Annotated in this window: 11 protein-coding genes and 3 pseudogenes; 8 read left to right on the top strand and 6 right to left on the bottom strand. The window is 66.8% G+C overall.

Going from position 1 to position 11502, the window contains the following annotated elements:
- Positions 1–205, bottom strand: a pseudogene (locus AC2VON_RS06210) (nitronate monooxygenase); the annotation flags it as partial.
- Between the two features lie 37 nt (positions 206–242).
- Complete coding sequence (locus AC2VON_RS06205) at positions 243–1010, bottom strand: HAD family hydrolase (RefSeq protein WP_486952155.1); 768 nt, start codon at positions 1008–1010, stop codon at positions 243–245.
- 158 nt (positions 1011–1168) lie between these two features.
- Between AC2VON_RS06205 and AC2VON_RS06200 the strand changes: the two genes are divergently transcribed.
- From AC2VON_RS06200 to AC2VON_RS06180, 5 genes are all read left to right on the top strand, one after another.
- A complete protein-coding gene (locus AC2VON_RS06200) occupies positions 1169–1396 on the top strand; it encodes a hypothetical protein (RefSeq protein WP_486952154.1) in 228 nt (75 codons plus the stop codon).
- 120 nt (positions 1397–1516) lie between these two features.
- Positions 1517–2020, top strand: coding sequence for a hypothetical protein (locus AC2VON_RS06195; RefSeq protein WP_486952153.1), 504 nt, complete (start codon positions 1517–1519; stop codon positions 2018–2020).
- A gap of 24 nt (positions 2021–2044) precedes the next feature.
- A complete protein-coding gene (locus AC2VON_RS06190) occupies positions 2045–3346 on the top strand; it encodes a competence/damage-inducible protein A (RefSeq protein WP_486952152.1) in 1302 nt (433 codons plus the stop codon).
- A 46-nt stretch (positions 3347–3392) separates the two neighbouring features.
- The gene (locus AC2VON_RS06185; RefSeq protein ID WP_486952151.1) at positions 3393–4868 is read left to right on the top strand and encodes a lipase maturation factor family protein; all 1476 of its coding nucleotides are present in this window, start codon (positions 3393–3395) and stop codon (positions 4866–4868) included.
- 217 nt (positions 4869–5085) lie between these two features.
- Positions 5086–6570: a PE-PPE domain-containing protein gene (locus AC2VON_RS06180; protein ID WP_486952150.1), complete on the top strand. Its 1485-nt coding sequence runs from the start codon at positions 5086–5088 to the stop codon at positions 6568–6570.
- Between the two features lie 28 nt (positions 6571–6598).
- Here AC2VON_RS06180 and dtd read toward each other — a convergent pair whose 3' ends face one another.
- Positions 6599–7048: a D-aminoacyl-tRNA deacylase gene (gene dtd / locus AC2VON_RS06175; protein WP_486952149.1), complete on the bottom strand. Its 450-nt coding sequence runs from the start codon at positions 7046–7048 to the stop codon at positions 6599–6601.
- A gap of 82 nt (positions 7049–7130) precedes the next feature.
- Between dtd and AC2VON_RS06170 the strand changes: the two are divergent.
- Positions 7131–7444 (top strand): annotated as a pseudogene (locus tag AC2VON_RS06170) (MTH1187 family thiamine-binding protein).
- 7 nt (positions 7445–7451) lie between these two features.
- Here AC2VON_RS06170 and AC2VON_RS06165 read toward each other — a convergent pair.
- Together AC2VON_RS06165 and AC2VON_RS06160 are read right to left on the bottom strand one after the other, a co-directional pair.
- On the bottom strand, positions 7452–8186 hold the full coding sequence (locus AC2VON_RS06165) for a M15 family metallopeptidase (protein ID WP_486952148.1): 735 nt from the start codon (positions 8184–8186) through the stop codon (positions 7452–7454).
- Positions 8187–8244: 58 nt separating this feature from the next.
- Positions 8245–8682: an STAS domain-containing protein gene (locus AC2VON_RS06160; protein WP_486952147.1), complete on the bottom strand. Its 438-nt coding sequence runs from the start codon at positions 8680–8682 to the stop codon at positions 8245–8247.
- A 267-nt stretch (positions 8683–8949) separates the two neighbouring features.
- Here AC2VON_RS06160 and AC2VON_RS06155 point away from each other — a divergent pair, with 267 nt between their 5' ends.
- The gene (locus AC2VON_RS06155; RefSeq protein ID WP_486952146.1) at positions 8950–10263 is read left to right on the top strand and encodes an acyltransferase family protein; all 1314 of its coding nucleotides are present in this window, start codon (positions 8950–8952) and stop codon (positions 10261–10263) included.
- A gap of 88 nt (positions 10264–10351) precedes the next feature.
- A complete protein-coding gene (locus AC2VON_RS06150) occupies positions 10352–11050 on the top strand; it encodes an Rv0518 family GDSL lipase (protein WP_486952156.1) in 699 nt (232 codons plus the stop codon).
- Between the two features lie 87 nt (positions 11051–11137).
- On the opposite strand, the pseudogene AC2VON_RS06145 reads toward AC2VON_RS06150, so the two are convergent.
- Positions 11138–11502: pseudogene (locus AC2VON_RS06145) on the bottom strand (isocitrate lyase ICL2); the annotation flags it as partial.

Genomic DNA, 11502 nt, shown 5'->3' with positions numbered 1-11502 from the left:
TCACGATGTCGACGCCGTAGGGATGGTTGCCGATGTGCTCGTCGATCCAGTTGAGCTCGATCTCGAGTTGCTCGGGTGTGAAGCCGACCGCCCCGAGGACCCCGAAACCACCGGCCTTGCTCACCGCGGCGACCACATCGCGGCAGTGGGTGAACGCGAAGATCGGAAACTCGATGCCTAGCTGGTCGCAGATCGCGGTGTGCATGGGTGCTCCTTAGCAGCGAATTGAAACGTGTTCTAGTTTAGTACCGGATCGACCTGGCTTGCCCTGCGGACCGTCTGCCCCGGTCCGAGCCGGCGACCCGCAGCACCGGCCAGCCGTGCTTCGTCGCCATCGCGGCCAGTCCCGGTCGGGGATTCACCGGCCGGGGCCGACCCACCAGCGACATCAGCGGAACGTCTTCGGCACCGTCGGCGTAGAAATAACTCTCCTGCAGGGCTACGCCGTGCTCGGCGCAGAACCGCTGGACCGCCGCGGCCTTATTGACCCCCCAGATAACCGGTTCGACGATTCCACCGGTCAGCTTGCCCTGGTCGTCGAGCTCGAAGCGATTGCACAACACATGGGTGATACCGAGGAAGTGTGCTACCGGCTCGGCATGGATGGTGACCGCCGAGGAGCTGAGCACCACGGTATGGCCGCGACGCTGGTGGGCGTGCACGATTTCGTGCATGCGTGGGTAAACCCTCGCCGCGATGCGGTCGACGAACAGCCACTGGCCGAGCGCGTCCAGCCGCCTCATCGATTCGCCCTTCAGATATCCCGCGGCGCGAACCAGCAGCCGCTCGAACCGCATGCGGCCGAACCGATACCGCATCGCGGTTTCGACGATACCGGCCACCTCCCCGATCCCGGCCTGCCGGCGGCTGATGCGATGTCGGGCATGAGCGGTGGCGGTGAACCCGGCAACCAGCGTGCCGTCCAGGTCGAAGAACGCTCCGATCCGCCCTCCCGCCGGACCGGCGGCGATCTCGGCCAGCACATCGACCTGCAGATGTGCACCGTTCATCGGGTGGCCCCCCGAGATGTCGCTGTCATGAACCGCCTTACCCCGCTGAGCCGGTTGCGCAACCGCCCAGTCTGCCACCGCCGCCGCCAGGTGGGCTGCACCGGCCGGGCCGCAACTGCTAGCGTGTTCGACGCAGCAGTAAGCACCAGGAGCAACCGATGACCACCGCAACCGACGAGCGGCAGGCACTGTCTGAGTTCGGGGAACAGTTTGGCTGGCGACGCCAGGAACACGACCGGGCCGATATCTACATCCGTGGCGCGTCCCACGTCCATGTGATATGGCGCGATCCCGGCGTTCTCAACGGGGGATCGCACTACGAGGACTCTGTGCTGCTGGCCTACACCAGGGATCTGGCTAAGATCCAGGGCTGGCTGGCCAAGTAACGGTCACCGCAACGACTCTCGTTCGCAACGGTTTCATAAACAGCCACGTCTGTCACTGGAGTCACTCTCGCCGTGGTCTAACTTCGATCCCGACCTTGTCGCCGTAGGGATTGGAAAACCATGTCACGCATCCGAAACCGCATCACCGTCACCGCGGGCACCGCCGTGGGCCTGTTCTTGGCCGCGCTGGCGTCGAGCGCAACTGCGACGGCTGACACGACCACGCTGACGAGTCCGGGTTTGCCGGGGCTGGTGGAGCAGGTCGGCAGCATTCCGCAGCAGTTGCTGCAGACCGCCGCAGCTGCACTGGGCGGTGCGCCGGCGATACCGGCGGCTCCCGCGCCGATCGCCACCGCCACCATCAACCTGCCCCAGGCTCCCGCGGCGCTCGCCCCGACGGCCGGCACCGCCGCCGGTCTGCCGGTCACGTCCGGACTCCCGGCGCCGGGCAACCTGGGTTCGCTGCTGCCATTCCCGCTGCCGAATCTCGGCGGCGCCGCCCCGGCCGCCGCTCCGGCGGCAACCTTCCCGGGCCTTTTCGTCCCGTCCGCCGCGGCCGCGGTGCCGGTGGTGCCGAGTCATCCGGCGGCCGGCAGTCTGCCCATCATCTCGGCACTGCCGTAAAACTGACTGCGTAGTCTCGGACCGGTGAGCGCACGTGCGGGGATTGTGGTCACCGGCACCGAGGTACTGACCGGACGAGTTCAAGACCGCAACGGTCCCTGGATCGCCGATCGCCTCCTTGAGCTCGGGGTTGAGCTGGCGCACATCACGATCTGCGGTGACCGCCCCCGGGACATCGAGGCACAGCTGCGGTTCCTGACCGGCGAGGGCGTGGATCTGATCATCACCAGCGGCGGCCTGGGGCCGACGGCCGATGACCTGACGGTAGCGACCGTGGCCCACTTCTGTGGGCGCGAACTGGTGCTCGACTCCGATCTGGAAACCAAGATCGCCGCGATCCTGAAATCCTTCATTGCGCGTTACCACACCCCCGATGGCCCGAACGTGCCTGATTTCGAGGCGATCCGCGCCGCCAACCGCAAGCAGGCGCTGATTCCGGCCGGGGCCTTGGTGATCGACCCGGTGGGAACCGCACCCGGCGTGGTGGTGCCCGGCCGGCCGACGGTGGTGGTGCTGCCTGGGCCGCCGCGCGAGCTGCAGCCGATGTGGCAGACAGCGGTGCAGACCGCCGCCGTGCAGTCGGCGATCGCCGGCCGGACCACCTACCGGCAGCAGACCGTGCGGATGTTCGGGCCACCGGAGTCGGGGCTGGCCGACTCGCTGCGCGACGCGCAGCAGCGGGTCGCGGGCTTCGACCAGCTCGAGATCACCACCTGCCTGCGGCGCGGGGAGATCGAGATGGTCACCCGCTACGAACCGACCGCCGACGCGGTGTACCAGCGGCTGCTCACGCTGCTGCGCGGGCGCCACCCCGGCGCGATCTACTCCGAAGACGGTTCACGGGTGGACGACATTGTCGCCGGGTTGCTGTCGGGTCGCCGGATCGCGACCGCGGAATCTTGCACCGCCGGGCTGCTGGCGGCACGGCTGACCGAGGTGGCGGGCGCGTCCGGCTACGTCGCCGGCGGGGTGGTTTGCTACTCCAACGACGCGAAGGTGGACTTGCTCGGGGTCGACGCCACGCTGATCGCCGAACACGGTGCGGTCTCCGAGCCGGTGGCAGAGGCGATGGCGGCCGGGGCGCTGCGCCGCTTCCAGGCGGACACCGCGGTGGCGATCACCGGGATTGCCGGGCCGGGCGGCGGTACCGCGGACAAGCCGGTGGGTACGGTCTGCTTCACCGTGTTGCTGGGTGGTGATGGCTGTAATGGCCGCGGCCCGATGATCACCCGAACCACCCGACTGCCGGGCAACCGCGCTGATGTCCGGGACCGTTCCACGACCGTGGCCCTGCACCTACTGCGCCGGCTACTCGCAAACGGCTGAACTGGGCCGGCAACCGGTGGTATGAAACATCACAGGAGTTGCGGGCTTGGAAACAGACTTCGCGTGGTTCACAGCACCCGACTATTGGCTGGGCCGGCTGGTGCTGGAACGCGGTATCGCGGCCATCTATCTGATCGCGTTCATCGCGGGCGGGCGACAGTTCCGCGCGCTCATCGGAGAGCACGGCCTGCTGCCGGTGCCGCGGTTCCTCCAGCGGCAGCCATTCCGGGCTGCGCCGAGCATCTTTCATCTCCACTACTCCGACCGGTTCTTCGCCGGCGTGTGCTGGTCGGGTGCGGCGCTCTCGGCGGCCATGGTCGCCGGCGCAGCCGACCTGGTGCCGCTGTGGGTGGCGATGCTGGGCTGGCTGTCGCTGTGGGTGATGTATCTGTCGATCGTCAACGTCGGCCAGACGTGGTATTCGTTCGGGTGGGAATCCATTCTGCTGGAGAGTGGGTTCCTCGCCGTTTTCCTGGGCAACGATCGCGTCGCGGTGCCGGTGTTGGTGATGTGGCTGGCCCGGTGGCTGGTGTTCCGGATCGAGTTCGGGGCGGGGCTGATCAAGCTGCGCGGCGACTCGTGCTGGCGCGACTTGACCTGCCTGTACTACCACCACGAGACGCAGCCGATGCCGGGGCCGCTGAGCTGGTTCTTCCATCACCTGCCCAAGCCGCTGCACCGGGTTGAGGTGGCGGGCAACCATTTTGCCCAACTCGTGGTGCCGTTCGGGTTGTTCGTCCCTCAACCGGTAGCCAGCGGTGCGGCCGTGATCATCGTCGTCACCCAGCTGTGGCTGGTGGCGTCCGGCAATTTCGCCTGGCTGAACTGGCTGACGATCGTCCTGGCTTGCAGCGCAATCGACGGCTCCCGGGTGGCGGCCCTGCTGCCGATCCCTGAACCGCCGGCGCTGCCGCAAGCACCGCCGTGGTTCGCCGGCCTGGTGGTTGCGTTCACCGTTGCGGTTGTGGTGCTGAGCTATTGGCCGGTGCGCAACCTGCTCTCTCGCCGGCAGCGGATGAATGCGTCCTTCAACCCGTTTCATCTGGTCAACACCTATGGCGCGTTCGGATCGATCGGCCGGACCCGTCGCGAAGTGGTGATCGAGGGCACCGACGAGCCGGAGGCCACTGATGAAACCGTATGGAAAGAATACGAATTCAAAGGCAAGCCCGGAGCGCTGCACCGGTTGCCGGCGCAGTGGGCGCCGTATCATCTGCGCCTGGACTGGTTGATGTGGTTCGCCGCCATCTCCCCCCTGTACGCGCAGCAGTGGCGGGGTGCTTTCATGCTGCGGCTGCTGGAAAACGACCGGGCGACGCTGCGCCTGTTGCGCCACAACCCTTTTCCCGACGCCCCGCCGCAGTATGTGCGGGCGCTGCTTTACCTCTACCGCTTCACCACCTGGCGGGAGCTACGGCGTGACCGGGCGTGGTGGCACCGCACGCTGGTGGGGGTGTACCTGCCGCCGGTCGGGCTGGCCAATGTGGAGCGGCCGCCCCTCCGGGACGGGCCGGCGCTGTGATCGGGGGAGCATCGACCGCCTGAGCAGTGCCCCCAGTGCCCTCAGGGTCCCCAGTGTCTCGAGGATGTCGCGTGTGCGTTGTCGTGTGCGGATTCGTTTCCGTACAACGAAGCACCCAACAAAGTGAGAAGTTAAGCTAACGACTCGGGGGGCGCCAACCCCGCTCGACAACCGTCAGATTCCGGCCGTCTGCGGTCCGACCCGCAAGGAGCGATGCGTGCCAGGAACGATTCGTCTTTATGCCGGTGCGGCCTTGATCGGTGCGAGCATCCTCGCTGTGGCCCCGGTGGCCCCGGTGGCCCCGCCCGTGCCCGACGTGCAGGTGCGCGCTGTACGGCTCACCGGGGAAACAGGCGATTCGGCGCTGGGAAACGGCACGGCCCTGGTCATCGGTCCAAGCGGCTACCCGATACCGTCCCAGTCCTACGTGGACGCCGTCGACTCGCTGTACCTGCAGCCGCGCGGCTTCACCGGGGCCACCCAAGCCTTGTTCACTCCCGAGGGGCTGTATCCGGAAACCGGTGTCAAAAGCCTGCCGTTCGACACCTCGGAGGTGCAGGGGCAACAGATTCTGGACTCAGCTGTCCAGAGCCGAATCGCCGGCGGAGGGGTCGACGCCGCCAACCCGGTGGTGGTGTTCGGGTGGTCGCAGAGCTCCACGGTCTCTTCGCTGACGATGCCGCAGCTCTCAAGCCAGGGCGTACCCAGCCACGACGTGCACTTCGTGTTGGTCGGCGACCCCAGCAACCCCAACGGGGGTCTGCTGGAACGCTTCGACGTCCCGGTCGGTACCAATCCGTCCATCCCGAGCTTCGGCGTCACGTTTAGCGGCGCGACCCCCGATGAGCTCTACCCGACCGACATTTACACCGCCGAGTACGACGGGTTCGCCGATTTCCCACAGTATCCGATCGACCCGTTGTCGGATCTCAACGCCATTTTCGGTCTCGTTTTGGTGCACAGCGAGTACATGGGTTTCACGCCCGCGCAGCTTACGCCCGAAGCGGATGGCGGCCAGGCGATTCAACTGCCGACGTCGGCGGCCGACACGCTCACGAATTACTACATGATCCCGGACCTGCAGTTACCACTGCTGGAGTTGCTGCAGTTGGTCCCAGTGATCGGACAGCCGCTCTACGACCTGCTCGAGCCCGACACCCGGATCCTGGTCAACCTCGGCTACGGCAGCATCACCGACGGTTGGTCGCAGGGAGATGCGAACGTGCCGACGACGTTCGGGCTTTTCCCGACGAACCTCAACCCGGCCGATGTGCTCACCGCGCTGGGCGGAGGTCTGCAGCAGGGAATCACCGACGCCGTCAAGCAACTGGAAAACCCGGACAACTATCAGTTGACACCGATCCAGGACAACCCCGCGTTGTCGACGTTGCTCGCGTCGGCGAAGGTCATGGGGGTTAACCTGGGCGACCTTGGTGGGGCCGTGACGACCACGCCGACGTCGCTTCCCGGTCTCATCAACGACCTCGGCGGTAGTCTCTCGAACGCGTATGCGCTGCTGCTCTCAGATGCCGACACCGCCAACGCGCTCCTCACCAGCCTTCCCGCATACGACGCGAACGTTTTCGTGAATCAACTCGAGGCCGGTAACCTCCTCGGCGCGATCGGTGATCCGATCGCCGCCGACACCGCATTGGTCCCGTTCGCGATCGCATTCGGTGTGGTCATGCCCCTTATCCCGTAATCGGCCAGCTGATCCGCCGAGTGTCCGATCACAGCTCCAGCAGCAGAGTCACCGGGCCGTCGTTGATCAGTTCAACGTACATATGCGCGCTGAACACTCCGGTTTCCACGTGTGCGCCCAGGCGGCGGAGCGCCTCGGCGAATGCGGCCACCAGCGGCTGGGCGACCGCCGCCGGCGCGGCGGCGTTCCAGGATGGTCTCCGCCCCTTGGCGGCGTCGGCGTAAAGCGTGAACTGGCTGATCACCAGAATCGGTGCATCGACGTCGGCGGCAGACCGCTCGTCATCGAGAATCCGCAGCCGCCAGAGTTTTTCGGCAAGCCGCTGCGCTTTGGCGACATCGTCGGTGTGGGTGACTCCGACGAAAGCCAGCAGCCCCTGTCCGGTCGAGCCGTCCGGGCCAACCGGTTCGATCGCGCCGACCGTCCGGTGATCGACTGACACACGCGCCGACGAGACGCGTTGTACCAGAATCCGCATGGGGTTCGATGCTGCCATCGTTGGTGGCGGTGCGGCCAGTCGCAGTACGCTCGTCGTGGTGAGTCTGGGTCAGGTGAGATAGGTGTCTGTGCTGGTTGCGTTTGCTGTCACGCCGCTGGGCGTGGGGGAGGGCGTCGGTGAGATCGTCGCGGAAGCGGTCAGGGTCGTTCGGGAGTCCGGGCTGCCGAACCGGACCGACTCGATGTTCACCGTGCTCGAAGGCGACACCTGGGCGGAGGTGATGGCGGTGGTGCAACGGGCGGTGGAAGCCGTGGCGTCGCGCTCACCCCGGGTCAGCACGTGATCAAGGTGGACTGGCGGCAGGGCGTCGCCGACGCGATGACCGCAAAGGTCGAGTCGGTGGAGCGCCACCTGTCCACCCGGGGCGGCCGTTGACCACCGCTCAGCCGACCGGAACGTCGAGGATGGGACGTTCGACCCCGGCGCCCGGGCCGTCGAAGTGCCACCACTCGCCGGAGTAGGCCGCGAGGCCGCCGGCACCCATGGCGCTGCGCAGCGCGGTCCGATTCGATGCCGCCGCTTCACTGATGCCCCGGGTGGCGAACGCCGACGCGCGCGGCGAGAAATCGTCGAAGTCGGTCCCCATGTCGACCGGGCAGGCCACACCGGCGCGCCGCGCCGCCGGGCACTGGGCAGTCGGGTCCGCCAGATCGGCCAATGTCACGTCGACCGAACGCCCGGCCTCGTGGCTGCGGGCGAACGGACCGGGACGGGCCACCCAATTCGGGTCGGGAACCGCTTCGAACATCGCGACCTGCACGCCGTGCGGCCGATAGCAGTCCCAGAAGACCAGCGCACGGCCCTGGCGACGCAGCACGGCGGCCGCGGTCGCAAGGCCCGGCGCCAGGGATTCGTGCACCAGGCAGCGTGCGTCGGGTGGGTACAGCGATGTTCCGACGAAATTGTCCGGCGTCGCATAACGCAGGTCGACGATCGCATCCGGGACGGCGCTGCGAATATCGACCAAGCCCGCGGCACGCGCCGCAGTGCCGACCGCGGGCACACCGGGGGAGGGATCCGGCCCCGGACCCGGTGATGCGGAACTCGGGGAGCAGAAACCGAGACCGGCGGTGCACACCACGGCAGCCGCCGCGAGCACCCAGCCGTCGCGCCGCAATCTGCCGGCGAGTTGGGCCGCGACGTCGATCAGCGCGGCGACAGGCTTGCCAGATATTTCAGGCCGTCTTCTCGAACAGCGGCAGCAGCACCCGACGGCGCCGTTCGATGACGTCGGCGAGGTTGTGCAGCGCTTGGTGCACCGAACGGGAGGTCGGGAACTTGGCATCCTCATCGAAGTCACGCAGCAGATCGCTGACCACCGGGCTCTCCACCAGCGTCCACTCCACGCCGGCGGCGCGGCAGTCTCCGTCCACCACGCACAACAGCCAGATGCCGGCGGCTGCAAAAGCATCGACACCGCTCATATCGAGCACCAGTGGTTCTTTCGCGAGGATATAGCGTCGAACGTGGTCGCTGAGCAGATCGACGTTGGTGGGGTCGATGCGGCCCCGGATCGTCACCACGGTCGCCAGGTGGCGATAGTGAGCCCGAACCTGTGCGCCTTTGCAGTCGACGGTGGAGTTGGTCGAGTCCCGGGCAGTCGTCGTGGTCATGGTCGGCCTCGTCTTCATTCGCAATATCCGGGCCGGCAATCGCCGGCTCCTAGGTGTTCCCGACGTTAGGCGGCGAAGTTAAGGCGGCATGGGCTGGCGTTTAACGCTTTGGTGAGAACTGAATTTCGTGCGGTCGGCGCTGTTCGAGCAACGCGACGGCGGCAACCACATGGTCACGGGCGGCCACCGCCCGTACCAGAGATTATTGCGCTGCTAGTCTGCGAGCACGAGAGCCGCAATAGCAGAGCCCACCGGCGAAAGAGTGTTGTGCGCACCGGAGAGATCAAAGCCCTGACCGGGTTGCGCATCGTCGCCGCGGTGTGGGTGGTGCTGTTTCACTTCCGGCCACTGCTGGCCGAGGCGGCCCCCGAATTCAGCGATACGCTCGCCCCGGTGCTCAACTGCGGTGCGCAGGGCGTCGACCTGTTCTTCATTCTCAGTGGGTTCGTGCTGACCTGGAACTACCTGGACCGGATGGGATTGACGTGGTCGGGGCGCGAGACGGTGCACTTCCTGTGGCTGCGGCTGGCCCGGGTATGGCCGGTTTACCTGGTCACTTTGCACCTTGCCGCGCTGTGGGTGGTCTTCACGCTGCACGTCGGTCATGTGCCGTCGGAGGAGGTCGGCCAGCTGACCGCGACCAGCTACCTACGTCAGGTGCTGCTGGTTCAGCTATGGTTCCAGCCCTTCTTCGACGGGTCCAGCTGGGACGGGCCGGCCTGGTCGATCAGCGCGGAATGGTTGGCCTACCTGCTGTTCGGCGTATTGGTGCTGGTCGTCTATCGACTAGCGCGGGTGACCAGGGCGCGCAACGTGATGTGGCTGGCGGTCGCCGCGTCGCTGCCACCGATGCTGCTGCTGGTGGTGAGCGGTCAGTTCTACACACCCTGGAGCTGGCTGCCGCGGATCGTCATGCAGTTCACTGCTGGTGTGCTGGCCGGCGCGGCAGTGCGCAAGCTGCGGCTGACCGAGCATGCCCGTAGAGGTGCCGGCTATGTTTCCACGGCCGTTGTGGCCGTCATCGTCGGCGCTCTGTACTTCTTCGACGCGCACCCACTTTCCGGGATCTACGACAGCGGGGGACTGGTCGACGTGTTGTTCGTGCCGCTGGTGGTGGCGCTGACGGTCGGGGTGGGCAGCCTGCCGAGGCTGCTGTCCACCCGGCTGCTGGTGTACGGCGGCCAGATCTCGTTCTGCCTGTACATGGTGCACGAGCTGGTGCACACCGCGTGGAACTGGGCCGCGGTGCAGTTCCACGTCGCGCTGCACGGCGCAACGGGAAAATGGATCGTCATCGCCCTCTTGGCGATCGCCGTCGCCGGTTCGACGCTGCTGTTCCACGTGGTCGAAGAACCGGCCCGCCGATGGATGCGCAGCATGGCCACCATCGGCGATGCCAACGCCGCTACGGGCGCGCCCGCGCGGATGCAGCCGGCCAGCGATCCGATCGACCTCGAGTCCGACTCGGTCTCCGTCGTCGATGAGATCCTGGATCCACGCCGGACGGCGGTCGCAGTAAACGCGGCAAGTGCGATGCAACCGTTACCGCGCTGTGGCAGTGGCGCGTTGACCGTGCAGTAACGTCACACGCCGGGACAGATTGCGGTACGGCCGGTGGTGCCATCGACCGGGGAAGACTGGGGAGGTTACGGTGACCCGGCACGCCACTTTGGCCGTCGCGCTGGCTGCGTCGGTCGCTCTCGCAGCGCTGCCCTGGGTCCGTCCGCTGGCCGAGCGCTCGGCGCCGGTTCGGTGCTGCCAGACCCGGCTGCTGGGTTCGCCGGAGGAGTACGTCGCGGTGATCGGCGACTCCTACACGGCCGGCTCGGCCGAGGGCGGTGAGGGCGCCAGAGGCTGGACCGAACTGGCATGGCAGAAGCTGGCCCGCCGCGGGATGCACGTCGCGGCCGATGTAGTGGCGGAGGGGGGCGCCGGCTACGGCGTGCGCGGCAACCAGGGCAGCCTGTTCGAAGATCTGGCCTCCCGTGCGGTTCACCCCGACGATGCGCTGGTGGTGTTCTTCGGCTCCCGCAACGATCGAGATGTCGACCCGGCGCAGCTGACAACGATGATCCATGACACGTTCGGCCTCGCGCGCCGGGTCACGTCGTCGGCGAGACTGTTGGTGATCGGCCCACCGTGGCCCACCGCTGACGTGCCTGACGCCATGCTGCGGGTCCGGGACATCCTCGCGACCGAGGCCCGTGCGGCGGGGGCCGCGTTCGTCGATCCGATCGCAGAGCGGTGGTTTGTCTACAGGCCCGATTTGATCGGTACCGACGGTGTACACCCCACCGACGCCGGACATGCCTACCTGGCCGACCATATTGTGCCGCTGATGTACGCTCAGCTGCCCAAGCAGGCGTGACGGGCGCCGCTGCAGGCCATCGACCACATGACGAAGAAGCACCAGGACGAGGTCAGGCCGGGTGAGTAGCGGCGGACACCACTCGCGTTAGCCTTCCTTGCGGATCAGTCGCCACAGCGCCGCGTGATCCGGTGCGAGGAGCTCCGCGATGCGCGGCTGGTTCACCTCGGCGACGATGATCTCGCCCACCTCCTGGTGAACATCACGGAAGATGCCGTGCGACTTCATCTTCTCGGTCTGGTACAGGTTGTCCTCGGTGGGTGTGACGTAGTGCACCCAGTCAGCCTTGAAGCGGTGCACCAGCCAGAGGTGGATCAGGGTCATCAGCCGTTTCTGGCGCAGCTCCTCGGCGAAAGTGTTCTGGTCGCGCACGGTCAGGATGCTGCTGCCGTGCCGGTCCTGGAACGGCGTGAAGATGACGTTGGCGAGTTTGTCCTCGACGTCGCTGCCCT

The sequence above is a fragment of the Mycobacterium sp. TH-M82 genome (assembly GCF_057473605.1).
This window is presented reverse-complemented; position numbering and strand designations above follow the sequence as displayed.

Excerpts from the sequence above, each read along its gene's own strand:
- AC2VON_RS06205 (WP_486952155.1), bottom strand. The coding sequence starts at position 1,010 with ATGAACGGTGCACATCTGCAGGTCGATGTGCTGGCCGAGATCGCCGCC.
- AC2VON_RS06200 (WP_486952154.1), top strand. The coding sequence starts at position 1,169 with ATGACCACCGCAACCGACGAGCGGCAGGCACTGTCTGAGTTCGGGGAA.
- AC2VON_RS06195 (WP_486952153.1), top strand. The coding sequence starts at position 1,517 with ATGTCACGCATCCGAAACCGCATCACCGTCACCGCGGGCACCGCCGTG.
- dtd (WP_486952149.1), bottom strand. The coding sequence starts at position 7,048 with ATGCGGATTCTGGTACAACGCGTCTCGTCGGCGCGTGTGTCAGTCGAT.
- AC2VON_RS06160 (WP_486952147.1), bottom strand. The coding sequence starts at position 8,682 with ATGACCACGACGACTGCCCGGGACTCGACCAACTCCACCGTCGACTGC.